This window comes from Halorubrum sp. SP9, from assembly GCF_005435015.1.
GTDB classification, from domain to species: domain Archaea; phylum Halobacteriota; class Halobacteria; order Halobacteriales; family Haloferacaceae; genus Halorubrum; species Halorubrum sodomense.
On record NZ_SGXU01000018.1, the window covers coordinates 13,043 to 39,690 of the forward strand.

General features: G+C 62.3%; 20 protein-coding genes and 1 tRNA gene. 10 read left to right on the plus strand and 11 right to left on the minus strand.

Features of this window, described 5'->3' with window-relative positions; genetic code table 11:
• Positions 1 to 103: 103 nt before the first annotated feature.
• The gene (gene lonB, locus EXE45_RS11200) at positions 104 to 2,407 is read right to left on the minus strand and encodes an ATP-dependent protease LonB (protein ID WP_137694395.1); all 2,304 of its coding nucleotides are present in this window, start codon (positions 2,405 to 2,407) and stop codon (positions 104 to 106) included.
• Between the two features lie 170 nt (positions 2,408 to 2,577).
• On the opposite strand from lonB, the gene EXE45_RS11205 reads away from it, so the two are divergent.
• Positions 2,578 to 3,108, plus strand: a complete 531-nt coding sequence (locus EXE45_RS11205; protein WP_092921293.1) for a nicotinamide-nucleotide adenylyltransferase — start codon at positions 2,578 to 2,580, stop codon at positions 3,106 to 3,108.
• A gap of 361 nt (positions 3,109 to 3,469) precedes the next feature.
• Entirely contained in the window at positions 3,470 to 4,357 is an 888-nt protein-coding gene (locus EXE45_RS11210; protein ID WP_137694414.1) for an S-adenosyl-l-methionine hydroxide adenosyltransferase family protein, read from the plus strand.
• A 35-nt stretch (positions 4,358 to 4,392) separates the two neighbouring features.
• Here the strand turns inward: EXE45_RS11210 and EXE45_RS11215 are convergent, their stop codons facing one another.
• Complete coding sequence (locus EXE45_RS11215; RefSeq protein WP_092921291.1) at positions 4,393 to 4,878, minus strand: DUF5793 family protein; 486 nt, start codon at positions 4,876 to 4,878, stop codon at positions 4,393 to 4,395.
• A gap of 246 nt (positions 4,879 to 5,124) precedes the next feature.
• Between EXE45_RS11215 and EXE45_RS11220 the strand changes: the two genes are divergently transcribed.
• Genes EXE45_RS11220 through EXE45_RS11235 form a run of 4 tightly spaced genes read left to right on the plus strand, consistent with a single transcriptional unit; the run spans position 5,125 to position 12,253 of the window.
• Positions 5,125 to 6,834, plus strand: a complete 1,710-nt coding sequence (locus EXE45_RS11220) for a type II/IV secretion system ATPase subunit (RefSeq protein ID WP_092921289.1) — start codon at positions 5,125 to 5,127, stop codon at positions 6,832 to 6,834.
• Entirely contained in the window at positions 6,831 to 9,026 is a 2,196-nt protein-coding gene (locus EXE45_RS11225) for a type II secretion system F family protein (RefSeq protein WP_092921287.1), read from the plus strand. The genes EXE45_RS11220 and EXE45_RS11225 overlap by 4 nt, the downstream gene beginning before the upstream one ends.
• A gap of 44 nt (positions 9,027 to 9,070) precedes the next feature.
• Positions 9,071 to 9,703 carry a class I SAM-dependent methyltransferase gene (locus tag EXE45_RS11230; protein ID WP_137694396.1) on the plus strand — a complete coding sequence of 211 codons (633 nt, stop codon included), beginning with the start codon at positions 9,071 to 9,073 and terminating at the stop codon, positions 9,701 to 9,703.
• 60 nt (positions 9,704 to 9,763) lie between these two features.
• Positions 9,764 to 12,253, plus strand: a complete 2,490-nt coding sequence (locus EXE45_RS11235) for a methyl-accepting chemotaxis protein (RefSeq protein ID WP_137694397.1) — start codon at positions 9,764 to 9,766, stop codon at positions 12,251 to 12,253.
• Positions 12,254 to 12,312: 59 nt separating this feature from the next.
• Here EXE45_RS11235 and EXE45_RS11240 read toward each other — a convergent pair whose 3' ends face one another.
• Both EXE45_RS11240 and EXE45_RS11245 read right to left on the minus strand, forming a co-directional pair.
• On the minus strand, positions 12,313 to 12,597 hold the full coding sequence (locus EXE45_RS11240; RefSeq protein ID WP_092921281.1) for a hypothetical protein: 285 nt from the start codon (positions 12,595 to 12,597) through the stop codon (positions 12,313 to 12,315).
• Between the two features lie 13 nt (positions 12,598 to 12,610).
• On the minus strand, positions 12,611 to 13,135 hold the full coding sequence (locus EXE45_RS11245) for a DoxX family protein (protein WP_092921278.1): 525 nt from the start codon (positions 13,133 to 13,135) through the stop codon (positions 12,611 to 12,613).
• A 227-nt stretch (positions 13,136 to 13,362) separates the two neighbouring features.
• On the opposite strand from EXE45_RS11245, the gene EXE45_RS11250 reads away from it, so the two are divergent.
• The 3 genes from EXE45_RS11250 to EXE45_RS11260 all read left to right on the plus strand — a co-directional run bounded on the left by EXE45_RS11250 (position 13,363) and on the right by EXE45_RS11260 (position 14,975).
• Positions 13,363 to 13,433: transfer RNA gene (locus EXE45_RS11250), tRNA-Gly, on the plus strand.
• 172 nt (positions 13,434 to 13,605) lie between these two features.
• Positions 13,606 to 14,715, plus strand: coding sequence for a site-specific integrase (locus EXE45_RS11255; protein ID WP_137694398.1), 1,110 nt, complete (start codon positions 13,606 to 13,608; stop codon positions 14,713 to 14,715).
• A gap of 2 nt (positions 14,716 to 14,717) precedes the next feature.
• A complete protein-coding gene (locus EXE45_RS11260) occupies positions 14,718 to 14,975 on the plus strand; it encodes a hypothetical protein (protein WP_137694399.1) in 258 nt (85 codons plus the stop codon).
• A 1,285-nt stretch (positions 14,976 to 16,260) separates the two neighbouring features.
• Here the strand turns inward: EXE45_RS11260 and EXE45_RS11265 are convergent.
• Genes EXE45_RS11265 through EXE45_RS11280 form a run of 4 tightly spaced genes read right to left on the minus strand, consistent with a single transcriptional unit; the run spans position 16,261 to position 22,899 of the window.
• Positions 16,261 to 16,983 (minus strand): M48 family metallopeptidase, encoded by a 723-nt coding sequence (locus EXE45_RS11265; RefSeq protein WP_137694400.1) that lies wholly within the window; start codon positions 16,981 to 16,983, stop codon positions 16,261 to 16,263.
• The gene (locus EXE45_RS11270) at positions 16,976 to 19,945 is read right to left on the minus strand and encodes a type I restriction endonuclease subunit R (RefSeq protein WP_137694401.1); all 2,970 of its coding nucleotides are present in this window, start codon (positions 19,943 to 19,945) and stop codon (positions 16,976 to 16,978) included. The genes EXE45_RS11265 and EXE45_RS11270 overlap by 8 nt, the downstream gene beginning before the upstream one ends.
• Entirely contained in the window at positions 19,938 to 21,401 is a 1,464-nt protein-coding gene (locus tag EXE45_RS11275; protein ID WP_137694402.1) for a restriction endonuclease subunit S, read from the minus strand. Before EXE45_RS11275 ends, EXE45_RS11270 begins: the two co-directional genes overlap by 8 nt.
• A complete protein-coding gene (locus tag EXE45_RS11280) occupies positions 21,394 to 22,899 on the minus strand; it encodes a class I SAM-dependent DNA methyltransferase (RefSeq protein WP_137694403.1) in 1,506 nt (501 codons plus the stop codon). Before EXE45_RS11280 ends, EXE45_RS11275 begins: the two co-directional genes overlap by 8 nt.
• A 111-nt stretch (positions 22,900 to 23,010) precedes the next feature.
• Between EXE45_RS11280 and EXE45_RS11285 the strand changes: the two genes are divergently transcribed.
• Positions 23,011 to 23,547, plus strand: a complete 537-nt coding sequence (locus EXE45_RS11285) for a hypothetical protein (RefSeq protein WP_137694404.1) — start codon at positions 23,011 to 23,013, stop codon at positions 23,545 to 23,547.
• Positions 23,548 to 23,886: 339 nt separating this feature from the next.
• On the opposite strand, the gene EXE45_RS11290 is transcribed toward EXE45_RS11285, so the two are convergent.
• The 3 genes from EXE45_RS11290 to EXE45_RS11300 form a co-directional block, all read right to left on the minus strand.
• Positions 23,887 to 24,777, minus strand: a complete 891-nt coding sequence (locus tag EXE45_RS11290; RefSeq protein WP_092921276.1) for a winged helix-turn-helix domain-containing protein — start codon at positions 24,775 to 24,777, stop codon at positions 23,887 to 23,889.
• Between the two features lie 188 nt (positions 24,778 to 24,965).
• Positions 24,966 to 25,223 carry a hypothetical protein gene (locus EXE45_RS11295; RefSeq protein ID WP_092921274.1) on the minus strand — a complete coding sequence of 86 codons (258 nt, stop codon included), beginning with the start codon at positions 25,221 to 25,223 and terminating at the stop codon, positions 24,966 to 24,968.
• A 205-nt stretch (positions 25,224 to 25,428) separates the two neighbouring features.
• A complete protein-coding gene (locus tag EXE45_RS11300) occupies positions 25,429 to 26,508 on the minus strand; it encodes an NAD(P)/FAD-dependent oxidoreductase (protein ID WP_092921272.1) in 1,080 nt (359 codons plus the stop codon).
• Positions 26,509 to 26,648: the final 140 nt, after the last annotated feature.

The window sequence follows — 26,648 nt, forward strand, 5'->3', positions numbered from 1 at the left end:
CCCCCGGAATAAAAAATAGGGAGGGCGGATCTGAGCGATAACGGCGAAGCGGCCGCTCGAGAACCGGGGAAAGTGAGAAATCACAGAGAGGCGGCGACGCCGTCTACTGCGGACTCGGGCTGGACGGACCGGAGACGTTGCCGTCCTTCAGCGTCGACCCCGTGATCGACTTCAGCCGGGAGACGAGCGAGTCCTTCTCGGTCTCGCCCTCGAGGGCGATGTCGAGGACCTCGCTGATGTGCGAGACCGGGATAACCTCGATCATCTCCTCGTATTCGTCTTCGATCATCACGTCCTGCTCGTTGGCCGCGGGGATGATTACCCGGTCGCAGCCGGCCTTCGCGGCCGCTTCGATCTTGTGGGTGACCCCGCCGACGGGGAGCACGTCGCCGCGGACCGACAGCGAGCCGGTCATCGCGAGGCTCTGGTCGACCCCGACGTTCTCCAGCGCGGAGATGACGGCGGTCGCGACCGTGATCGACGCGGAGTCGCCGTCGACGCCCTGCTGGCCCGTCTGGATGAACTGGATGTGGATGTCCTTCTCCGAGATGTTCTCGTCGGAGAACTTCTTGATGATCGCCGAGACGTTCTGAACCGACTCCTCGGCCATCTCCTTGAGCTGACCGGTGGCGATCACCTGCCCGCCGCTCTGGGTCGGCGTCACCTCGGCCATCACCGGGAGCATGATCCCGGAGTCCTCGCCCATCACGGCGAGGCCGTTGACGCGACCGGCGACGTAGCCGTCGGAGACCTGGAGCTCGTAGTCCTTCCGGCGCTCGATGTAGTCGTCCGCGAGCTGCTGTTCGATGGACCGGGAGCGGCCCTTCGCCTGAAGGACGTGCTCGCGGGTCGTGATGTCCGCGTCCTCGCCGCGGGCGATGTCGCCCGCGACGCGGACCATCCCGCCGAGGTTCCGCATCTTCAGCGTGAGGTGGCCCTTCCGGCCCGAGCGCCGTTTGGCCTCGAGGATGATCTCCTCGACGGCCTCCGCGGAGAACTCGGGCAGGCGGCCGTCCTTCGCGACCTCCTGGGCGATGAACCGGACGTACTTCCGGCGCATCTCCGGGGTGTCCTCGATGGTGTCCTCCATGTACACCTCGTAGCCGTACCCCTTGATACGGCTGCGCAGCGCCGGGTGCATGTTCTCCATCGCGTCGAGGTTCCCGGCCGCGATCATGACGAAGTCGGTCGGGACGGGCTCGGTCTGGACCATCGCGCCCGAGGAGCGCTCGGACTGGCCCGTGATCGAGAACTCGCCCTCCTGGATCGCCGTCATGAGGTGCTGCTGGCTGCGGATGTCGAGCGTGTTGATCTCGTCGATGAACAGCACGCCCTTGTTCGCCTTGTGGATGGCGCCCGCCTCGACGCGGTCGTGGCTGGGCGTCTCCATCCCGCCGGACTGGAACGGGTCGTGCCGGACGTCACCGAGCAGCGCACCGGCGTGCGCGCCGGTCGCGTCGCGGAACGGCGCCGTCTTCGTGTCGCCGTTGTTCACCAGCAGGTTCGGGATCATCGCGTCGGACCCGCGGTTGAGGTACCGGAAGACGAGGTACACCACGCCGGCCGCGATGATGCCGACGAGGATCTGGCCGACGATGATGAGCGCGTAGCCCAGCACGACGGCGATGATGATCCACATCAGCAGCGATCGCATCTGGTTGCGCTTGCGCGCCTCCTCGCGGTGCGCCTCGACGATCTGGTCGCCCTTGCCGGCCGGCACGGTCCGGATCTTCGGCTTGTTGCCGTCGTCGGGGTTGTGATACACCAGGACATCCTGAAGCTCCTCTTTGGGGAGGAGTTCGGACATCGCCTTCGCGAGCATCGACTTCCCGGTCCCGGGCGAGCCGATCATCATCACGTGGCGGCGCTGCTTGGCCGCCTTGATGATCACGTCGCGGGCGTGTTCCTGCCCGATGACCTGGTCGACGAGCCGGTCGGGGATCTCGAGTTCGGCGGTCGTGTCGATCTTGAGCCCGCCGAGGAGGTCGTCCTCGTCCGGGTCCTCCTCTATCTCGGCGCCCTCGACCTCAACGGTGCTGCCGAGCTCGTCGATCCCGCCGTCGTCGACCGGACCGGCGGTATCGCCGTTCCGGCCGCCGTCGGGACCCTCCCCGACGACCTCGGTCTCGTCGACCCCGCCGTCGTCGACGACGATCCCGTCGTCCCAGGGGTCGTCCCCGTCGTCGGGGTCCGCGGCCGACTCCTCGTCGGGGTCCGCGGCCGACTCCCCGTCGGAGTCCGCGGCGTCGTCGACGTGGGGCTCGTTCGCCGGACCGTCGTCGGGCTCGGGGTCGCCGTGCGCGGCGTCCTCGCCGTTCCCCGCCGGACTCGAGTCGTCGACGCCGCCGTGGGGCGGTTCGTCGGGGTCGTCGGCCGTCGGGTCGTTCGTGTCCTTCTCGTTGCTCATAGAATCGAGTGTCGCTATTGGAAAGGAAGGGTCGGTTACTGATATACTTTCTCCCCCCGGAGGCGTCGGTTCGGGGGCAGTAAACACCGTTTTGAAGCCGTTTACTCACCGATCTCGGCCTCCTGCCGTTCCCGCCGGGTTTATAAATGGCGGCGACGCTACGTGGATCCATGCGGGGGTTTTACATCGGCCGGTATCAGCCGTTTCACGACGGCCACCAGCACATGGTGGAAGAGATCGCCTCGGAGGTCGACGAACTCGTCTTGGGAATCGGCTCCGCGGGCGACTCTCACACCACGCGGAACCCCTTCACGGCCGGCGAGCGCGTGATGATGGTGACGAAGGCGGTCGAGCGGTTGGACGTCACCACCTACGTCGTCCCCATCGAGGACCTCGACCGCAACTCCGTGTGGGTGAGCCACGTCCAGAGCATGACTCCGCGGTTCGACGTCGCGTACTCGAACAACCCCCTCGTAGTCCGCCTGTTCGAGGAGGCCGGCGTCGAGGTGCGCCAGTCACCGATGTTCCGCCGCGACGTGTTGGAGGGGACGGAACTCCGCGAGCGGATGATCCGCGGCCGCGACTGGGAGGACCTCGTCCCGGACGCCGTCGTCGACGTGATCCGCGAGGTCGACGGCGTCGAGCGCATCCGCCGGATCGCCGAGACCGACTCACTGGGCGACGAGCCCTCGGACGAGTAGGGCGGGGAGTACGAGCGGAGCGAGGGCCGTCGGTCGCGAATCGTCGAGCGTGTACCGGCGGCGAACAGCTTCGATGGCCTCGCTCTCTCGTAATGGATACCCGTCAATCTGCGGTGACCGTCTCCGAAGCCCCGGCTGCCCTCTTCGAGTCCCGCCCCGCACCGCGACCGCACAGCACCGCCCTCACGCCTCCCCAGCCTCGCGGTTCGCGCTCTGCGAGCGCTCACCGCTCCCTCGCACGCGCTCCTCGTGGCCTGCCGGCCACTCGGAGGCGCGCGCCACCGCGGCGGGCGGGTGAACGGCGCGGTCGCCCGTTCGTTTTAACCGCTCGCCGGACGCGGTTTCAGATATGACATCGGGTCTGATCACGTTGACCTCGGACTTCGGATCGCCGTATCCCGCCGCGATGAAGGGCGTCGTCCGCCGACACACGGACGCCGAGATGATAGACGTCGCGCACGACCTGCCGCGCGGGGACCCGCGGGCGGCCGCCTTCTGGCTGCGGTTCGTCCTCCCCGAGTTCCCGCCGGCGGTCCACTGCGCCGTCGTCGATCCCGGGGTCGGCACCGACCGCGACGCGCTCGTCGTCCGCGCCGGCGCGCACGTCCTCGTCGCGCCCGACAACGGCCTCGCGATGCCGCCGGCCCGAGCGCTCGCGGCCGACGACTCCGACGTCGAAGTCTGGACCATCGCGGTCGACGAGCCCGCGAGCGAGACGTTCCACGGCCGCGACGTGTTCGCCCCGACCGCGGCCCGCGTCCGGGCGGCCCTCGACGACGCGGCGGCGGGAGACGGTGCGGCGGCGGGAGACGGCCCGAGCGATCCCGACGCGGTCGCCGAGACGCTCGCGGGGACGGACGACCTCTCGCCAGCGAGCGACCCGGTCGACATCCGCTTCCCGGAGCCGACGGTGGAGCGCGACGAGGCGGGCGACGGCGAGGGGAGTGACGGGGAGGGCGGCGGCGAGGTCGTCGCCGTCGACGGCGAGGTACTCGCGATCGACCGGTTCGGCAACGTGATCACCAACGTCCCCGGCGAACTGGTCCGCGGCCGCGACTGGATCCGCGTCGACGGCGACCTCACGCCCGTCGCGGCGACGTTCGGCGCCGTCGACCCCGGCGACCGCCTCGTCACCGTCGGGAGCCACGGCTACGCGGAGTGCGACGTCAACGACGGGCGCGGCGACGGCGCGTTCGACCTCCGACCCGGCGACTCGGTCCGGTTCGTCCCCGACAGCGTCAGCCTGTGAGGGTCGGGGCGTCCGCCCGAGACCGTCCGTCCGCCTCAGAGTTCGACGCCCGAGGGGATCAGGCTCTCGCTGCGGAGGAGGTTCCCCTCGTGGTCGTAGACGAGGAAGGTGTCTTTGTCGTAGGTGACGAGCCGCTCGCCGTCCACGTCGATTTCGACCCGGTACCGGGCGTCGCCGTCGTCGGTGGCGTCTCGCGCGGCGTGGATGAAGGGGAGTACGTCGGTCGCCGTCTCGTTGAGTTCGAGGATGAAGTCACCGGTGTACCGGTTGGTGACGCCGACCACGCCCTCCGGGTCGTCCGCCTCGTCCAGGGGCTCGCGGAGCCGGAAGGCGACGTCTACCTCGTCGGCGGTGAGTAAGTCGTCGCCCTCGCCGTCGGCGCCGTCGCTCTCGCCCCCGGAGAACTGCTCGCGGAGCAGCTCCTCCGGTCCGTGGAAGTCGATCCGCACCAGCGGGGGCGACCGAGAGCCGGCGCCGTCCCCGACGCCCTCAACGGTCAAATCGAAGTAGTCACGCCGCATTTCGTGCCAACTGCTTTGCGGTCCGGCCGTATCAACGTAACGGGCGGATCGGCGGTAGCGCGGGGTGGGCGACGCGCACGCGCCAGCGCGAATCGACGCGGACACCGGTTCGGTCCGATCCGGACGCCGGTTCGGTCCGATCCGGACGCCGGTTCGGTCCGATCCGGACGCCGGTTCGGTTCGATGTCGACCGTGATAATCGCCGGGGGGAGTTTAACTTCCCCCCGCCTCTACGTCCCCGTAGCCATGGCGAGTGACGCCGGCGGGAGCGACCTCGGCGACCGGATCGAGGCCCTCCAGCGGCGCCTCTCCCGCACGTGGGAGCTGCTCCAGGGCTCGACGCTCGACGTCCGGCCGTTCAGCCCGGACGAGGACGGACCGCTCGCCTCGTTCACCGTTCCCGAGGACGAACGCGAGGTCGACCGGTACTGGGTGAACGCTCCGTACGCGTACGTCGTGATCACCTACGACGACGTCGAGAGCGAACACCGCTACTACGCGGTCGAGCCCGAACTCGACGCGTTCGAGCGCGACCTGCTCGACCGCGTCGTCGACGACATCCGCGACCCGCTCCTCTACCGCGAAGGGAGCGGGAAGACGGACGAGGAGACGCTGCGGACGGAGCTCGAGACGCTGTTAGAGGGGTACGGCGTCGACGCCGGGATGGACACGTTCCACGCCATCGCGTACTACCTCTACCGCGACTTCCGCGGTTACGGGAAGGTCGACCCGCTCTTGAACGACCGCCACATCGAGGACGTCTCCTGTGACGGCTACGACCTCCCGATCTTCGTCTACCACGACGAGTACACGGACATCGAGACGAACGTCTCGTTCGGCCAAGAAGCGCTCGACAGCTACGTGATCCGCCTCGCTCAGCAGTCCGGCCGTCACGTCTCCGTCGGCGACCCCATCGTCGAGACGACGCTCCCCGACGGGTCCCGCGCGGAGCTGGCGCTCGGCGAGGAGGTGACGCCGCGCGGCTCGGCGTTCACGATCCGCCAGTACGCGGAGGACCCGTTCACCCCGGTCGACCTCGTGGAGTACGGCACGTTCTCGATCGAGCAGATGGCGTACTTCTGGCTCTGTATCGAGCACAACAAGAGCCTCATCTTCGCGGGCGGCACCGCCTCCGGGAAGACCACCTCGATGAACGCGGTGTCGATGTTCGTCCCGCCGCGCGCGAAGGTCCTCACCATCGAGGACACCCGCGAGCTCTCCTTGTACCACGACAACTGGCTCTCGGCGGTCACCCGCGAGCGCCGGTTCGAGGGGACCGACATCGACATGTACGACCTGCTGCGCTCGGCGCTGCGCCACCGCCCCGAGTACATCGTCGTCGGCGAGGTGCGCGGCGAGGAGGCGATCACCCTGTTCCAGGCGATGAACACGGGCCACACCACCTTCTCGACGATGCACGCCGACTCGATCGAGACGGTGATCAACCGGCTGGAGAACGAGCCGATCAACGTCCCGCGTGCGATGGTCCAGTCGCTCGACATGCTCTCGGTCCAGACGCTCACGCGCTCCGGGGACGAGCGGGTGCGCCGCGCGAAGACGATCGGCGAGATCGGCGGCATCGACCAGCGCACCGGCGAACTCGACTACTCCTCGGCGTTCGAGTGGCGCCCGGACTCGGACACCTTCCAGCGGAACGACTCGTCGCTGTTGGCGGAGATCGCCGACGAGCGCGCCTGGTCGCGCTCAGAGCTCCTCCGCGAGGTCCGGCGCCGCGAGCGCTTCCTCGAACTGCTCTCCGCGCTCGGCATCGACGACTACCGCACGTTCACCGCCCTCGTCAACGAGTACTACGCCGACCCCGACCGCGTGATGGAGAAGCTCGACGAGCGCGCCGCCGCGGCCGACGACGTCGACGCCGACGACCTCGGCGGCGAGGAGGTCGGTGAGGGCCGAACCGGCGCTGGAGACCCGATGACCGATCCCGCGGGCCGATGATCGAGTACCTGCCCCTCGTCGTCGCGGTCGGGGCCTGCCTCGCGCTCGCGCTCCAGTTCGTCGACGACCGGGCCGACCTGTTCGTCACCCGCGTCGCGCTGTCGGCGTTCGGCGACTACGTCGGCGAGAACGAGACGCGGCGAAAGGCCCAGCGCGACCGGATGCGCGCGGCCCACGTCGCCGGCACCACGCACCGCGTCTACGCGTCGCGGACCCTGCTGTACGCGGCCGTCCTCGGGGTCGCCGGCGGCGTGATCGGCGTGTACGCGGCCGGGGGACTGCTCGCCGCGCTCGACGTCGGCGAGGCCGCGCTCCGCGAGGCGCTCCCGGCCCAGCTCGGGTTCCTCGCGGGCGTCGCGCGGCTGGCCGACCTCGGGCTTGGACGGCTGTTCGTCCTCCTCCTCGTCGCCTCCGCGACCGTCGGGGCGGGGCTCGCGCTGGGCGTGTACGTCGGTCGCTGGCAGTTGCTCGACCAGCGGGCGGCCGCGCGAGCCGCCGAGATCGACGCCACCTTGCCGCGGACGGTCGCGTTCATGTACGCGCTCTCGCGTTCGGGGATGGCGTTCCCCCGCGTGATGGACACGCTCGCGGAGAACGAGGCGGTGTACGGCGAGGCCGCCACGGAGCTGTCGGTGGCCGTCCGCGACATGAACGCCTTCGGGACGGACGCGCTCACCGCGCTTCAGCGCATCTCGCGGCGGACGCCCAGCGACGACCTCTCGGACTTCTCGGAGAACCTCGCGTCGGTCCTCGGAACCGGGCAGTCCGTGTCGACGTTCCTCAAGGACCAGTACGAGCGCTATCAGGCGGAGGCGGAGGCGAAACAGGAGCAGTACCTGGAACTGCTCTCGACGTTCGCCGAGGCGTACGTGACGGCGCTGGTCGCCGGACCGCTGTTTTTCATCACCATCCTCGTCGTCATCGGGCTCGTCTTACAGGACACGATGCCGCTCCTCCGCGTCGTCGTCTACCTCGGCGTGCCGCTCGGCACCTTCGGCTTCGTCGTCTACGTCGACAGCGTGACGCAGGGCGTCGGCGGCACCGAGACGGTCGCGGAGTCGTCGCTCGACGACCCGAACACCCCGTCGGTCACCGGAGTTCGCAACGCGACGGACGGGTCCGGGGACCGGGGCGACCCCCCGCGGTTCGACGGGGGAACGGCGACCGGGAGCGGCTCGGACGGGGTCGACGCGAGCGGCGCCGGCGCGAACCGCTGGACGGAGAGTCGCGAGCGCCTCCGGATATACGACCGCCTCCGCTGGGTGCGTCGGCTGATCGCGTCGCCGGCCGAGACGGTGCTGGCCTCGCCGCGGACGGTGTTTCTCGTCGCGGTCCCGGTCGCGGTCGTCGGACTCCTCGTCTTCGCGTTCCCGATCACGCTCGGGACGCCCGTGGAGATGGCCGACCAGGTCGACGGGCCGATCGTCGCCGCGACCGCCTTCGCCCTCGCGGCCTACGCGGTCGCCTACGAGTTCGGCAAGCGTCGGGTCCGCCGCATCGAGTCCGCGGTGCCCGACTTCCTCGACCGCCTCGCCAGCGTCAACGAGGCGGGGACCGCCGTGGTCGGCAGCGTCCGCCGCGTCGCCGACTCGAACCTGGAGGCGCTGACGGCGGACCTCCGCCGGACCCGCCGCGACGTCGACTGGGGGGCGGACGTCGCGACCGCGCTGCGCCGCCTCGAGCGGCGGGTCCGATCGCCGATGATGTCCCGGGCGGTCGCCCTCGTCACCAACGCGATGCGAGCGAGCGGCGACGTCGGACCCGTCCTCCGGATCGCGGCGGACGAGTCGCGTGCGACCTGGTCGCTCCGGCGTGAGCGACGACAAGTAATGTTAACGTATCTCATCGTCATCTACATCTCCTTCTTCGTCTTCCTCGGGATCATCGCGGCGCTCTCGGTGTCGTTCATCCCGGCGATAGAGACGGCCGCCGTCCCGGAGACGGGAGGCGGTAGCCTCCCGGCGGCCGGGACCGGCGCCTCTCTCGGTGGCGGCGGGATCACGGACGGGATCGCCGAGATCAACGCCGCGGCCTACGAGCAGCTGTTCTTCCACGCCGCGACGGTTCAGGCGATCTGCTCGGGCCTCGTCGCCGGCCAGCTCGGGGAGGGCTCGGTGCGCGACGGCGTGAAACACGTCGTGGCGCTGCTCGCGCTCACGCTCGTCTCGTTCGTCGCGATCGGCGTGGTGTGACGCGGTCCGGTCGGCATATACCCCTCGCGGCCGAGGGAGAGCGTATGGACCTCCAGTCGACGTACGACCGCATCGCGGCGCACTTCTCGAAGACCCGGGAGCACGCGTGGCCCGAGGTCGAGTCGTTCCTAGAGGGGCGGTCGGGGACCCTCGCGCTCGACGTCGGCTGCGGGAACGGGCGACACACGGAGGCGCTCGCGACGCGTGCCGAGACCGCGGTCGGCGTGGACCTCAGCCGCGGGCTGCTCGACGAGGCGGCCGCCCGCGCTCTCGGGCGCGGGTTCGCGGACGCGACCGAGTTCGTCCACGGGGACGCGGCCGCGCTGCCGGTCCGCGACGACGCGGTCGACCTCGGGGTCTACGTCGCAACGCTCCACCACCTCTCGCCGCGAGCAGCCCGGATCGAGAGCCTGAACGAACTGGCGCGCGCCCTCGCGCCCGGCGGGGTCGCGCTCGTCAGCGCGTGGAGCACGGCACACGACCGATTCGACCGCGACGACGGGTTCGACACGACCGTCGACTGGACCCTGCCGGGCGGCGAGACGGTCCCGAGGTACTATCACATCTACTCGCCTTCGGAGTTCGAGTCAGACCTCGACGAAAGCGCCCTCGAAACGCTCGAAACCGCGGTTTCGAGCGGGAACTGCTACGCGACCGTCTCGGCTCCGGACAGCTGATTATCGCATGTGATACCAGCGTGCGGGGATTAAATAAGGTTTGTCGACCGTCTCGTGGTAATGGCCGATACCTTCCTCGAGCGGCTCCTCCGTCGGGTCGCGCCCGGCGTGGTGGCTCGAAGCTATCTCGCGAAGTTCCTCGTGGCCCTCGTCGTCGTCGTCCTCGCGATCGGCGCCGTCGGGGCCGTCACGTACGCGGAGACGACGGATCAGCTCGAATCGAACGCGCAGGGCGACTACACGGCCGTCGCGGAGCTGGGCGCCCTCGAGGCCGACGGCTGGACCAGCGAGCGGCGGAGCCTCGCCGGTGAGGTCGCGGACAACGACGTCTACGGCGAGGATCCGGACGCGGTCGCCGCGTACCTCTCGTCGCGGCTGTCGCGGGCGAGCGACGACGTCCGGGCGTTCCACTTTATCGACCGCGAAGACGGGACGGTCATCGCGTCGACGGACGAGGCCCAGGGGGGCGGCGACCGGGCGGAGACCCTCACGAGCCGGCCGTGGTTCGACGACGGGCTCCTGCTCGGCGACACGGTCACGACCACGCCGACGTACGAGGTCGACGGGGAGCGTCGGGTCGCGTACGTCGCCGGGACGCCCGAGCGGGAGTACGCGGTCGTGGAGGTCTCGCTCGAGTCGATGGTCGGCGAGTTCCGGCAGCCGACGGACGGCGCGTTCACGACGCTGGTCGAAGGGGACGGCACGATCGGCGCGAGCGACCGCGACGGCGTCGCCGGGGAGCGATACGACGAGACGCTCCGTTCGCGGCTCTCCGACGGGAAGGACTCGGTCGGACACGTCTCGTCGGCGACGCTCGGCTTCGCGGACGGCGCGCGCTACTTCGTCGCGTACGCCCCCGTCCCGTCCGAGGGCTGGTCCGTCGCCGTCCACGTCCCCCGCTCTGAGGCGTACGCGCTCTCGGGGATGATCGGGCGGAACCTGATCCTCATCGTCGGCGTCGCGATCGTCGGGCTCGGGCTGATCGGCGCGACCCTCGGTCGCGGCACCGTCGTCGAACTGAACCGGCTCCGGGCGCGGGCGTCGGCGCTGGCCGACGGCGACCTCGGCGTTGACTTCCACACGGAGCGACGCGACGAGTTCGGGGACCTCTCCGTCGCGTTCGCGACCATGCGCGACTCGCTGCGCGAGCAGATCGAGTCGGCCGAGACGCAGCGCGAGCGCGCCGAGGCGGCGAAGGCGGAGAGCGAGGCGTTCGCCGACCGGCTGGAGTCTCGGGCGGGCGACTTCGGCGAGACGATGGCGGCCTGCGCGGACGGCGACCTCACCGCCCGGCTACGCGTCGAGCCCGACGACCCGGACGCCCTCCGCTCCATCGCCACGGAGTTCAACGACGCCATGGACGAACTCGAGGGCGCGATCGCCGAGGTCGACGCGTTCGCGGTCGAGGTGGCCGAGCGGAGCGACGCGGTCACCGACGGCACCGACGAGGCCGCGGCCGCCGGCCGGGAGACCAGCGAGGCGGTCGACGAGATATCCGCCGGCGCGGAGCGGCAGAGCCGCCAGCTGGCCGAGGTGGCCGGCGAGATGGAGGACATGTCGGCGACCGTCGAGGAGGTCGCCGCCTCCGCGGACCAGGTCGCGACCACCTCCCGGCGGGCCGACGCGCTCACCGAGGAGGGGCGCGAGGCCGCCGCCGACGCCGTCGCGGAGCTCCACGCGATCGAGGCGCGCTCCGAGTCCGCCGCCGAGACGATCGAGCGGCTCGAGGCCGAGATGGCCGAGGTCGACGCGATCGTCGAGACGATCTCAGAGATCGCCGACCAGACGAACCTGCTCGCGCTCAACGCCTCGATCGAGGCCGCCCGCGCGGGCGAGGCCGGCTCCGGCTTCGCGGTCGTCGCCGAGGAGGTGAAGTCGCTCGCCGAAGAAACGCAGGCGTCCGCCGCCGAGGTGGAGTCCCTCATCGCGGGCCTCCGCGAGCGCACCGACGAGAGCGTCGACGAGATGGCCGCGATCCGCGACGGCGTCGACGACGGCGTCGCGGTCGTCGAGGACGCGGAGGACGCGCTCTCTGAGGTCGCGAACCGGGTGAGCGAGGCCGACGACGGCGTTCAGGAGATATCCGGCGCGATGGACGCGCAGGCGACGTCGGTCAACGAGGTGACCGGCGCGGTCGACGACCTCGCGGGCGTGAGCCAGCAGACCACCGCCGAGGCGACCACCGTCGCCGCCGCCGCCGAGGAGCAGGCCGCCACGCTCGGCGAGGTCTCCGAGCAGGCGCACGACCTCCGCGAACGGGCGGCGGACCTCCGGCGGACGACCGAGGCCTTCGATGTCGACGTCGAGGCGGGTGCGGTCGGTGACGACGGTCCAACGAGTGACGCGGAGGCCGGCGAGTCGGCGGCGACGACGGAGACGGGCGAGTCGGCGTTCACGTTCGGCGGCGACGGCGATCCGGACTCGACCGCCCCCGCCAGCACGGACGGCGGCACCGCCGACGGAGCGGACTCGGCGGACGATCCGCCGCTGGACGGACCGAAGGACTCGGAGGCGTCACTCGACGAACGGGCGAGTACCGCAGAAGAGTGACCGTCGTCCGCGACGCCGCCGCACGTCGGTCGAGTCGCGGTCGGTGACTCCGCCTCGGTTCAGTCGGCCATCGTCTCGTGGCTGACGTCCCGGTCCTCCGGGAGCGGCGCCACGAGACGGTACGCCGCGTACAGGCCGAGCACCGCGAGGCCCGCCAGCACGAATCCCGTCCGGATCTCGGGGGCGATCAGCGGCGTCGCGACCACCTCGCCCGCCTCGTTCGTCATCGGAACCGGGCTGTACGGCTGTCCCGCCAGGACCTCTACGAGTCCCAGGACGACGATGCCGAACAGCATCAGTCCCGCGCTCAACGCCCGCGCCGCCGTGTCGATGATGTCTGTCATTAGTGGTCACCTCTCAGCCGAGTAGGTACCGCAGTTTGGGGTTCTGTTTGACGAGTTCGGTCCGTTCGATGAGCGCGTCGAGGCCGTAGTACCGCCCGGCCGCGAGCACGATCACCGTCATGAACAGGAGCAGCCCCATCAGGTCGCTGTTGACGACGCCGTGACCGAACCCGGCGTTGCCGATCCAGAAGAGGCTCATGAAGATGACTCCGCCGAACGCGGCGAACCGGGTCAGTGCTCCCGCCATCAGCGCGAGGCCGATGAGCGTCTCGAAGAGGGGTACCCCGGGCTCGATGAGCCACGCGAGGTTGTTCCCCATCCAGACCGGGATGCCGCCGAGGGCGGTCCCGGTCATCTGTTGCATGTACGCCGAGCCGTAGGTGTACGCGAAGCCGCTCTCGATGATCTTCGTGATCCCGGAGTGGAAGAACCACCACCCGGTGACGACGCGGATGAACGCGATCCAGTAGGTCGCCCACGGTCCGTCCAGCGCGAACTCGGTCTCGCCGACCAGCGGATTGCTCGATTGGTATGACATCGGTCTCACCTCACGGATGTACGTTGGGTGGGTACACACATATGTCCCGAACAGGTTTCTAAGCGGCTGAAAAGGGTTCTAACGAGCTGGGAGAGGTCCGCAGTATCGTGGGTCTTTAAGACCTAACCACGCCCCTCGGGCGGCGTTCCACCTGCCGACCCACCCGAACACGGAACGCTTATGAGACTCGTTCCGCCTACGTGTAGGTGCGTCATCGGCCGACGCGAGCGCCGGTGGTCTAGTGGTAGGACCTGAGCCTTCCAAGCTCATGGCCCGGGTTCAAATCCCGGCCGGCGCATACGCTCCTCCGTCGCGTCCCGCACTTTTCAGGTGTCTTGAGGATGAATCCAACATGGACACCGCAACTCAATGCCCGGGTGTTTCAGAGACACCCCGACGCAGTACAGCGATTCTGGATAGTGACAGGCTCAAAACAATAAAACCGCACGACAGCGGTGGGGCCTGAACCGATGGAAAAAATCGGGAAAGCCCCCATAGTCGGCGGGACCGCGCGCGACTACCTTGATGAACGACGGTATACGGACTACTACGACTACAAAGAACGCCTCCTTCGCTGGCTCGACACCATGGGTAAGAACCCCGAAAGAGCCGAGGGCTACGCCGACAGTACCGTTGCGAACGTCACGTACAAAATCGATCTTTACAACGTCTGGAACTGGAAGGAGACCGGGAACTACAGTACGAGACTAACTACAGACCGCGCAGACGCGCATATGATGTACCTCGTAATGGAGGGAGACAGGTACAGCGACACCTACAAAGACATTGTTCAGAAGTGCCTCAAGCGCGTCTTCAAGTATCAAAACCACGTTGAAGGCGCAGACACAGAGTGGGAGCCGGAACACACTTTCTCACAGGATCTCTCTGCGCCTCGGGACTTCCTGACGATGGATGAACGGCGGGCTGTACGAGACGCCGCACTCGACTATGGTTCCGTTCCCGCTTACAACGGACTCTCCCCGGGAGAACGCGACCAATGGAGACAGTACCTCTCACAGCGCCTTGAAAAGCCGAAGACAGAGATTGTTCCCGAAGACTGGACTAAAGCGAACTCGTGGAAGATCCCGTCGATCACATGGACAAGCCTCGATACAGGCCTCCGTCCGATAGAGGTCGAAAGAGCGCGAATCCAATGGGTTGATATCAAGAATAACGTTCTCCGGATCCCGAAAGACGAGTCTTCAAAGAACGAGGACAACTGGACAGTCAGTATTACTGAACGAACGGGAAGCGCCCTTGAGCGGTGGCTGGATGAACGAGAATACCACGACGAGTATGACGACTCTGACGCGCTCTGGTTGACTCGTCACGGAAACTCATACAATTCCAGTTCACTTCGGAAAGTCCTCCACAGGCTCTGTGGGATTGCCGAGATACCCGTTGAGAACCGTCAGATGAGCTGGTACACGATCCGGCACTCGGTAGGGACTTACATGACTCGGGAGGAAGACTTGGCGGCGGCGAAGGCACAGTTACGTCACAAGAGTCCGAAGACGACTATGCGATACGATCAGGCACCAGTAGAAGACCGACGCGACGCGCTGAACCGGATGGGATAACGATGACAGAGATCAACATTGACACCGAAGAGGTCGAGGCACTCACCGAAGAATACGTTAGCTGTGGAACTCCCAAACGGCGTCGGGAGATAGAGATAGAACTACTTGAAGCGACCCTTTGGAAGGCACTTGAACGGGAGAACGGCCGCGCATTTGCGGAATTCTCCGAGGAAGAAATGGAAATCATCTCAGAGGCGATAGAGGGAGACGATCCCGACGTGAGTAGGCTTGTACGGAGGCCGTTCTTAGATAACCTGTAAATTACTCTTGGTTATCTAATAATAGAGTTATTATTTATTGAGTGTGAATTATTAATCAAACCCACAAAGACCAGCACATAATAAAATGAAGTAGCTCAATCCGCGTCTTCAGCCAGAGACAATTCAAGATGGAAATCAAATATCCGGTGCGACAATATAATCAGACGTGATCACCCAATCAATCGTCGGTTCGTTAGAAGTTGTACGCGAGAACGGGCTTGGTTCCGGAATATAATCCAGTCTACGTGGAATTGTCGTAGCTAAGAGGTATCAGTTGCCAAATATATTATACTACTGGCAAAATTCTATACACGTACTTGTATATATTTGCTGTTTTGTAGAAACTATCCTAAAGTTGTTCTCGCGCGCTTCGGAGAAGGTTGTTTTCGCGAACAGATTTGTCGGTCAGACTCCCCCTAAAGCTCGTCAAAATCGAGAAAATTTCTGAGCGGGTTACCTCCTTCAGATGGTGGATTAGAAGATATTCAAGTCATAACTACCTGTTTATGAACTAATATGCGATATAATTATTTCACACTTTCTTACCAATTTCTGACACATTATCTCTATCTACAGAGATATGAGCTATCGAAGTCATCAAACTTGAACCGAATAATGTGTGTGATTGTGTGCCGTGGTACCTGTTTGACAATACATACAGCTGTTAACAGTAATGGTAATATTATAGAGTAGTATTGTTGTTGATAGTATTGTTAACATATTCTGTATCATATGGGAAAGTTAGTAACGTACAGCAAATCTATTCGGGAGAAGGGGCTGTGCTGTCTGTGCTGTGCTGTAGCTGTGCTGTAGCTGTGCTGTTGTGCTGTGGCTGTGCTGTCTGTGCTGTGGTTATGCTGTGCTGTTGTGCTGATACAGGTTCGGTAGTAGCTGTGCTGTCTTCATGAATGGCTTAAACCGGTTATTGAGGCCTGAGAAGTAGTTTTATCACTGATCAGAGCTAATTGTAGTTACGGTAGAAGTGTACCGAGTCGATTATAGAGGCTCTTCCCCTTGGTGAAGATCGATCCTAAGGCCTCTGACGTGTCTTCTAACCAATTTGATTTCACTATAAGTGGTTTGATACATCTCAGAGTTAAAATCTCTTAGAAACAATTCTCAGTCGTCTGAGGGGATTGGTGCTTTGACCGGGGTTTATTGTAGATTGTTTGTCTGTATTTCCGGAGGACCTGAACTGGTCAATCCAACCATTTTAATTTAGTTAATATATCTGATATAGGGGTTATAGGAATAATAGATAAGTTGTGATATTCATATTATACACCTATAGATCGCTTTCAGAGAACACCAACTGTGTGCTATTGGCGTCCAACCAATGAGCGTGTTCCTCGTATTCAGAGTCGTATTCAGCAACTAAAGACCAAAACTCGTTTGTGTGATTTTGCTCTTGGAGGTGGGCCAATTCGTGGATCACGATGTAATCAACTACCTCGGGAGGGGCCATCATTAACCTCCAATTCAATCCGAGAGTTCCGGTAGTGGAACATGATCCCCATTTCGTCCGTTGATTTCTGACCTCGATCTTGTCGTACTCGACTCCTATCTCATCCGCGAAGTGATTGGCCCGCTTCTCAAAGAGTTCCCGAGCTTCCCGCCGATATAATGTTTCCACAGCCCGCTTGATAGAGGTCTGCTCAACATGGTGCTTTGCCAGCCGAAATTCGTTCTCGATTACCTGTGAAGAGGACCGTTGTTCTACGACAATCTTGTACTGTTCCCCGAGATATGGAAATCGTTCTCCTTCCTCGAATTCCCGATCAGGGATTTGCTCACGATAGGCGTCGTACTTTTGCTTCTTTTCCAGAACCCACACGGCGTTCTCCTTGAGAAGCTCCTCGGGGACCGTGGTGGAGTCCTCTGGAAGAACCACCCGAACCCCATGTAAATCCACATCAATCCGTGATTGCGTTGCCTCGTCGCTATGGCGTACCTCATAGACGACGTTCTCGTTTTGAAGTGTAACCTTCCGAGGTGCCGTTTCAGGCATTGTAATTGTTCACGAGGTAATTCCGGATCGCGTCTACGAGTGGGTCGTCAATGAGATCGGGTCGGTTGTACTCAAGCGCGATCACATCGAGGATCAGCTCCTCAATATCTTGTTCGGTCGCCTTGTTCGTTTGCCACCCTGAATACGCACGATCCACGCGGTCCTCAAACTGATCGACGATGGAATCTGCTATGTCGGCGGCCTTCTCGCGTTCAAATTCCTCGTCAAGCTCCTCTGTTAGGTGATTCTCAATAGCGTATTTGGCACGTTCGTCGGCGTCATCACCAGCTTCTTTCTCAACTTCAAGGACTTCTTCCTCAATCGATTTGAGTGCCTCTACAGCCTCCGGATCAGCCACCTCACCGCCTTGCCAGCGTTCTACGATCTCTGTCACCCGCTCGCTCAAACGCTGGTAGTGGGGGTTCTGACCCGTTCTCGGATGGAGGTGATCTTGAGTGGCATGGGCTATTTGGGAGGCTTTCACGCCGGGATTATCCAGCCCTTCTGCGTCTTCAAGGAACTCCTCTCCGAGCTTGTAGGTTGGGAAGTCGTCGCGGATCTCACCAACGTCCACGTTCTCGTTGATTATCTGGCGTGTCTTCTCCCGCATATCGTCTTCGGGAGCTTCCTTCCCCGAAGTCGTCCGTTCAAATGCCACCTGAATACGGCTTAACCACTTGTACTGGTCCTGAATCCCTTCCTCAATCAGCCGACCATCGGGAGCAACGGATTCGTAGAGATTCTGGAGCCGGCGGAAGCCCTGTTTGAATTCGCGGCGTTCCGGGTGTTTACTGATCCGTGAGACGGCGGCGTTGGTGGCCTCTTGAGAGTCGTCTTTCGGGATCCCGTCGAAAATGTCCATAACCGTCTCCAACTGGTCAACGAGATCGTCGAATAACTCTTCCTCGTCACGGGCCGCGTATGCCTTCGTCTCGGCCTCGTAGTCGAGGGCGTCGTCAATGTTCTTGAAGACCCCTTGAAAGTCTACTATCTCCCCGTTCTGTTTCCCATCGGCTGGCCGGTTTGTCCGAGCGATCGCTTGGAGAAGATTGTGGTCTTTCAGGTTCCGGTCCAAATACATCGTCTTGAGGATCGGCGCGTCGAAGCCCGTTAGGAGCATATTGTGAACGACGAGAAGGCTCGGATCCTCATCGGGTTCCTTGAAGCTTTCAACGATACTGTCGCGCTCCTCGGGGTCCGTATGGAATTTCCGAATGAGGTCGGGATCGTCGTTGGTGGATGTATAGAGGACTTCGACGGCGTCCTCTCCCCGACGTTCCTGTAAGCGTTCTCCGTACATCGCGGCTGACCGTCTACTCGGAGTAACAACCATCCCCTTCCAGCCGTTGGGGGCAACCTTCTCGCTGTAATGGGCGTCTATCTCTTCGACGGCGCGATCAACCCGAGGTTCGAGTTCAGCCATAGTCCGGCTGGTGACGTTTTTACTGATGAACTCTCGCTTCTCCTCGGTCGTCATACCACGGAACTCGTGTTCGAACTTCTCGTCAAGGGCGTCCTCGGAAACTTTCCACTCCATCTCGTGGCGGAGGGTGAAGTAAACAGGGAGAATGAGGCCGTCCTCGATCCCTTGTTTGACCGAATACCGATGGAGATAGTCCTCACCTTCGGGACTGAACTCGGTGAACGTGTTGCGGTCCTTCTCGCGTTCCCCTTCTCTTACAGGGGTCCCGGTAAAACCGAAGTGCGAACTGTTAGGGAGTGCGGCGTCGAGACGGCTTCCGAGGTCGGCCTCCATGAACCGATGGGCCTCGTCGGACATGACGATCACCTCATCGTTCCCTTGGGTGTCCGGCTCCACGTCTTGGAACTTCTGAATGGTCGTGAGAACCAGTTGGCTACTCCCTTCCTCGATCAGTTCTTGGAGGTGATCGATGGATTTGGCTTCCGTCCATTGGGCCAGCGAGAGGTTCGAAAGCTGGTCCCGCATTTGGCTGTTGAGCTTGTCCGTATCGACGATGATGAAGACTTGCGGGTTGCGGGCCACCTCACTCCGAGAGAGGAGGTTCTCGGCCGCGTAGAGCATAGTGAAGGACTTCCCGCTACCCTGTGTGTGCCAGATTAGTCCCCGGTCATGGACACCTTCACGGACCCTGTCGAGGATTCTGTTGACGGCGTAGTATTGGGTGTATCTCGGAATGATCTTGGCGTCGCCGCCGGGCCGTTTCTCGAAGAATACGAAGTTCTTGAGAACGTCCACGAGGGTCGCTGGATTACACAGGGCTTGGACGGCCTGTTTCATCGGATTGTCCTCGTCGGCGTATTGTTCGGGGGCCTCGTTCCACAGCTCGTAGAATTCGTCAGGGGCACCCACAGAGCCGTATCGGAACTCCATGGTGTCGGCGGCGACGTTGAACAGTCCGGGGATGAACAGCCGGGGAACGTCCTCCTCGTACTGGTGAAGATCGCTGATTGCGTCGTAGTAGTCGTTGTCTTGAGCGACGCTCTTCAATTCCATCGTGACAAGGGGGATCCCGTTGACGAAAAGAGTCACGTCCGGGCGAATCGTTGCTCCTCGGGAGACAGAGAACTGATTGACTGCGTGGAACCGATTTGATTCTAAGAAGTCGTCCGGATCGAAGTCGATCAAATCAACATAAACTGTGTCGTTGCCGCCGCGGGCGTTCTCGATTCCAAATGTCTTGCCTTTAGTAAGCAGTTCATGGAAGTTCTGATTGCCTTCCAGTAGGTTCTCGTAGTCAAGCTCGCGACGGAGTGAGTTGAGGAATCGATCGGCGTTGTCCTCTGTGATTTCGTCGTTGATTTCGATTATTTGCTCTTTCAGGAGATTCCAGTAGATGACCTCGTTACTCCGGCGGTCATACTTCCCGTCGAGAACGTTCGCGCCACGACTTCCGTCTTGACCGTGTACTTCCCAACCAACGGCGTCAAGCCATGAAAGGAGGGACCGTTCGACGCCGCCTTCGTTGGGGACGCTAACCATGTTGGGCGATTTCGTCGGGCACCTCTATGTTAGTGTTGGTGGTACGAACTGTTCCAGAGAGAAGATCTTGTTGGAGACCTTGTTTGAGTCGCTTGAGTTGTGATTTATATTCAGCTTCGTTAGACAGTCTTTCATCAAACGATCTTAGAGTCTCGGCGATTTGTTTTTGTTCGTCCAAAGGTGGGAGGGGAATTGGCGTCTTCAACAGATGATCTTTCAGGATTCGACCCACCGTAGATCCTCCAGATTGTGCTGTTAGATAGTTTTGTACGTAGGGATGACGTATCGCGGCTTGTAAGAATCTATTATCAACACCAACTGTTCTAAAAGTAATAATCCGCCTTGTCGGCATGAATGTTCCCTTCGGATATAATGCCACCTTTCCAACGGGTGCCTCTGTCGTGATTATTAGATCACCGGCTTTGGGGACACCTCGATTAAGCTTTTCTTCGTAGGTTTCCCGAGATACATATCTCTCTTCATCGAATACAATCTCGCTATCTTGGATATTTCCGCTCGAAATCACAGGTATTCCTGATTCGGAATAGGGGGGCGTTTTTCCTCGATAATCAATATCATACGCGACAAATGTGTCTAAAGAGGTCCAAATCCAACCATCTGGTAGTTCCGGCAACCGTTGGGTTGCTAAATTAAGTGGGGGGCTGTACTTGGAGTCATCTATCTGGCCATCAAGGTTGCCGGCACGCTTTTGACGTTCTCTTTCCGCTTTTTCCCACACCTCTCGCCGCGATTTCAGTATCTTGTCAATCTGATTTTGTTTAGAAACATCAGAGTTCCTTTCACTGCTGGCGTCTTGATCGAATAGATTGAGCACTATCCCTTCACGAACCCGATCTACTTGTGATCTTATCTGTTCCGTCTTCTCAATCGCCCGGTCAACCGTGTAGAGTACAGCGGCGATCTTACGTTGTTCAGAGATCGAGGGATATCGGATATCAACCTTACCAGTGAAGCCCCGATTGATTCCCTCTTGTGCGGAACCAGTGATTGTTCCATTAATCTGCTTCCACCCTTGATGAGACAATAGAAAGTAGAACAGATATGGCGAATTAATAGTTGAATCTGCCCGAAGTGTAAATATGTGTTCGTTCGTTACAATACGGTCGTCAGATTCCCACGCAATAGCTACGTCACCGGTGTTCGCACCATCTTTAACGACCAGAATGTCGTGTTTCTGTAATTGAGTCTCTTGAACCTGTGTAAAGTAGCTTTCAGGAATGTACACTAAGTCGTGAAGATCAATATATCCCTCTGAATCAATCTGAGTTCCACCAATACTGATATATTGCCCATCATCTAAACCTCCGCCTGTCGGGCGGCTTCCAGTTAGCAGATCAGAAAGAAGATAATCAAGTTTTGACTCTTGCCATTCGGATTTGGAGTTCTCTCCGGGCTTTACTTGCTGAAACTCATCCAGAGTTAGGTCTTCACTCATAGTCCAACACCTCCATATGTTCGCTCATCGTTGCTTCAATCTCGTTGCGTTCAGTCTGTAGTTCCCGTAGCTTCGCCAGTTCCTCTTTAACATCTATGTCCTCTTCAGGCTCAGTCGTGTCTACGTACAGAGCGACATTGAGATTGTAGTCGTTCTCCCGAATCTCATCCAACGAGACAGTTCGACTCACCCGTTCTTCGGTTGTCCACCCACGAAAGTTCTCAACGATGTGATCAAGTCCATCCTCTGTGAGAACATTCTGATTCGATTCATCACGATAGAAGTCTTCGTCGGCGGCGTGGATGAACTGAACCTCGTTCTCCCGTTCCTCTGGCTTGTCAGCATTCAACACGAGAACGGCTGATGGGATCGAATTGTTCTGGAATAGATTCTCGGGAAGACCAACGATCGCCTCCACCATGTCGTTCTCCAACATCGGCTTCCGATACCGACTCTCGTGTTTCCGGAACAGAACGCCGTGAGGAATAACAATAGCCGCCTTCCCTCCATTCCCATCCTTCTCAGGGTTCTTCAGTTGTTTCGCGATGTGCTGAATGAAAGCGTAGTCACCACGATCCGCACGGGGGAGCTTTTCGTGCCAGTCAAACCGATTGTAGGGGTCGTCCTGTAGCTCGTCTTTCGCCCAATCAGCCGAGAAGGGGAAGTTGGCGAGAACCCGATCGAACCGAGTGAGTTCATTTTTGTCTTCGTTGGTGAACGCTGGCTTCGAAAGAGAGTCTTCCCGTTCGATCGTTCCGTTCAACCCGTGAATGGAGAGGTTCATTTTCGCGATCGCGGCAATGTCCGGGTTAATCTCTTGTCCGGAGAACCGGAACTTCTCAGGGTCCCCACCTTGCTCCTCACGGTAGTAGCGGGCCGCCTCAATGAGCATTCCCCCGGATCCGACCGTTGGGTCGTGGAATGTTTGACCGTCCTCAAAGTCGTCTACGAGCCGTACACAGAGGTTGACGATGTGTGGGGGCGTGAAGAACTGACCGCCCGATTTCCCTTCTTCTTCAGCGAACTGACGAACGAGGTCCATGTACGCCTCTCCGAGCATATCCGGAGGGATACTGTCCCGGTCAAGATCGTGTGTGGAGAGATGTTCAACCAGCTTCCCGAGGCGATCGTCGTCAAGGGCGTCGGCGTCGATGTAGTCGGCCCGGAAGACGCCTTGTAGCTCGGGGTTCGCGTCGGTGACGGCGTCGAAGGCCTCGTTTAGAGCTTGGTCAACGTTGTCGCTAACGCTTCGGAGGTTGTCCCACAGGTAGCCTTCGGGAACAACGGGAACGTCGTAGAGCTTCGGGCGTCGGGCGAGGTCCTCGTCACCGTACTTCTCAACATTCTTTTCGTATTGCTTTTCGTACTCGTCGGAGATCGCCTTGTAGTAGACGAGCGGGAGAATGAACTCTTTGTAGTCGGTCGGATCGACGGCGTCTCTGATTATGTCGGCACATTTGAAGAGGTGAGAATCGAGGTCGGGGAGTGACAGCGACATAGAGGAGTAGTATGCTCAGGGGGTCATATCTCCTGTGGTGTGAACAGAAGGAATCTGCTGATCAATACAATTGTGGATACAATTTAGTATCAGAAGGTTACACAAGATTGTATGAGTGAAGAGGAACCGGACGCGGTAGTTGATGAGGCTTACACGTCGGTTGAACAGCTAAATGAGAAATTACCAGATGGTGTATGGTTTGACGAAGATTCTAAAAAACTTCACGTTCACGGGGAGACCTATGACATTAACAGTCTCGTTAATACGGTAAAATCACGTGCTAAAGAGCGCGGACCAGCTACCTTCGGATTGACTGTTGGTGGAGTTACAGTCGCATTAGCTATTGCTGGTCCTGTGGCGGGAGCCGCCGCCGCAACAACGGGATCTATTGTCGGGGCACTATATGACAAAGGTTATATTGAGTTTGTCGATGGGAAAATTAAGTTCAATATGGATGATGAAACTGAATATATAGAATCCGGAGAGGAGGCCAAGATGGACGATCCATTAGAGGTCCATTCAGACAAGTGGTACGAGCCTGATAGTGACACATACTCTTTCGCAATCGAACTTGCTAACGGGGAGAAGCGATATTATAAAACGGAGGAGGGAGCGGCGAATCGGCTTATTGACGAATACGGTATTTGAGTCACTTGGGAACAATAGATTCTCAGTCAATCAAACCAATTTTTGACCGTTATTGACACATCCTGAGCCAGTCGCCTAAGCGCTCATGGTGCGGGTTTTATATACTGGTAACCCATTTAGAGACAGTAGAGACGCCTGAAAAGCGCAAGACGGAGTGGAAGTTTCGCGCGAGCGTTGTGGTCGAGCGCGGCCTTCCAAGCTCATGGCCCGGGTTCAAATCCCGGCCGGCGCATCCTCCCGCACATAACGAACGAGGAGCGACAGCGACGAGTGAGTCGGTGCGGGAGGATGCGCCGAGGGATTCGAATCAGAGAGCGAGCGAAGCGAACGTCAACAGGCTCACTCCCAGTCGACCACGTCGAGCGACCCGTCGAGCGTGAACCGGTGTTCGGTGCCGCCGATTGGTGCCGTCACCGCGACGCGGACCGGATCCTCGTCGACCACCCGCTCGGTCGCCTCGTTGAGCCACGTCTGTTCCCAGTGCGGGACCGCCCGGTAGTCGATCCCGGCGTCGTACAACAGCGACACCGTCGCGGGGTGGCCGATGAGCGTCCCCCTGGCGCCGCTCCGCCGCCACTCCCCGCAGGCTCGGCACTCGTGGATGACGTCGACCGAACCGTCGAGGTCGGGTTCGAAGTCGGGGTGGAACCGGGCGACCGTCTGCTCGATCGGACCGTCGCACAGGTGACAGAACCCTCGGTTGGTCCGCTCGACGGTCAGCATCGAGAAGCGGCTCCCGACCACGGGGACGTCGTCCGCGTCGTTCGACTCGACGACGATCGGCGGCACCGGGACGGCGTCCGGCCGTCGGTCGCAGGTGTCGCAGCCGAACCGCAGTTCGCCGTCGCGGTACTCGACGGTCGTGCTCCCGTCGCAGTCCGAGATGTGGCAGTCGCCGACGGCCGCCTGTCGGACGCTCGGTCCGTCCGTCTCCGTGTAGGCCCCCGAGACGGCGTCGCCGATCAGCTTCGCCCCGGTGTGGGTCAGGCTGTAGCGCTCCTCGCGCTTGCGGACGAACTCCGGGACGAGCTTCCCGAGGTGGTAGTTGAACCGGCCGCCGTCGCTGACCCCCACCCGCTCGCGGAGCTCCGAGAACGAGGCGCCTTCCCCGTCGGAGACGCGAACGTCCCACAGCGCTCGGAGGATCTCGATTCGGGTGTCGCTGGCGACGAGCCCGAACGCCCGCTCCAGTTCAACCCCGGAATCGGTGAGGAAGCCGTCGCTCGTCACACCGACACCATCCGAGAGGTCCGACTTAGTGTTTCGGCCGGCCCTCAGCGCGACGCGCGACCGCCGAACCGCCGGGCGTGTCGACGGCGCTCGCGGGCCGCCGAGGCGGGCCGGTCGGAGGGTGTCGGTATTTGCGAGTCGGTGGCGGCGAACCGCGGCGTCGGTGCGCTCGGAGCCGATCCGTCGGCTCAGTCCGGGCGCGGCCGCGGTTCGGAAGGCGACGCGTCAGCGGGGGGCTGCCGACCGGCTTCGCGGCGTCGGTACGCCTCGCGACCGACGCCGACGGCCGCCGCCGCGACGACGGCTGCGATGCCGACCGCCGGGACGAGCAGGGTCCCGACGACGAACGCCGCGAGGAGGGTGAACGCGGCGAGTCCGGATAGCGTTCGCGGGCCGCTTGGCCCCTGATGGTCGCCGATCGGCGGATCGAGTGGTCCGTGTTGCATCGCAACCGATGAAAGGCACTACGGGAAGTTAAATATAATCTGAATTACATTTCTGTAACGCGCGTTACCGAAATTCTCTTCTGTAACTACGGCCCGCTCGGAAGAGCGTCGCCTCCGCGTTCCTCTCGGCGTCCCCGCGCGCCGGTCTCACGTCGGACGCCCGGCCCGGTCAGCGTGTCGACCCGGGGGCCGCCGGAAGCGCGAATCAGTCGTCGTCGGCAGCCGGCGCCTCGGCGTCGTCCGTCTCGGCCACCTCCGTCCGCGGGCCGCCGGCGTGCCCCTCGTGGGCGACGGCAGTCGCCATGAGGTCCGGCGGGATCGCGGGCACCTCGTCGGCGTCGACGGGACCGTCGCGCGCGATCTCCTCGGTCGAGCGCGGGAAGTCGCGGAGGCTCTTGTGGAGCGCGATGCCGGCCTTCGCGCCTTGCCCCATCGCGACGGGCACCTGGTTGTGGCCCGGCGTCACGTCGCCGACCGCGAACACGCCGTCCTCGCTGGTGCGCCCGTGGTCGTCGACATCGACTTCCCCGCCGTCGGTGAGGTCGCAGCCGAGCCCCTCCGCGAGCGAGGTGTTGTAGTCGGAGCCGTACATCGGGAACCCGCCGCGATACTCGCGGCGGGTGCCGTCCTCGAACTCCATCGCCTCCAGCCAGCCGGAGTCCGGGTCGTTCTCGATGCCGGTGACGTCCTCGTGAACGATCTCGACGGGGTGCGCCTCCAGTTGGGCGGCCGTCTCGTCGCTCCACGTCGGCTCCGCGCCGCGGGTCAGGAGGTCCACGTCGTCGGTCATGTTCAGCATGATCATCGCGACGTGGGCGGCGGCCTCGCCGTGCCCCATCACGTACACCGGCTCGTCGACGAACATGTAGGCGTCGCAGTGGAGACACCAGTGGAGCCCCTTCGCGTTCCGCGGCAGCGGCGGGTCGGGGCGCTCGTCGGAGAACCCGGTGGCGAGCACGACGCGGTCCGCGAGGATCTCGTCGTCGCTCGTCGTCAGCCGGAAGCGGCCGTCGTCGGTCTCGACGGCGTCCGTGACGAAGTCCTGAACGAAGGTGCCGCCGTACGACTCCACCTGCTCGCGGCCGGTCGCGAGCAGCTCGTTGCCGGACACGTCCTCCGTGACGCCGATCACGTTGTGGGTGTCGGCCATCATCGCCGCGCGGCCGCCGCCGCGGTCGATCAGCACCGTCTCGTGGCCCAGTCGGGCCCCGTACAGCGCGGTCGTCAGCCCGGCCGGCCCGCCGCCGACCACCGCAATCTCGTACTCGTCGTCGGACGAACTCATTACCGATCGTACGTGATGCGGCGGTTTAAATCGCCCCGTGCTGTGCGCGGACCGCGACCAGCCACGGTCGTTCGGGTCGCAGCGCGTCACGGGCTCTCGGCGTCGGCGTGGTCACGACCCGACCGCGTGCCCCGAAGTTT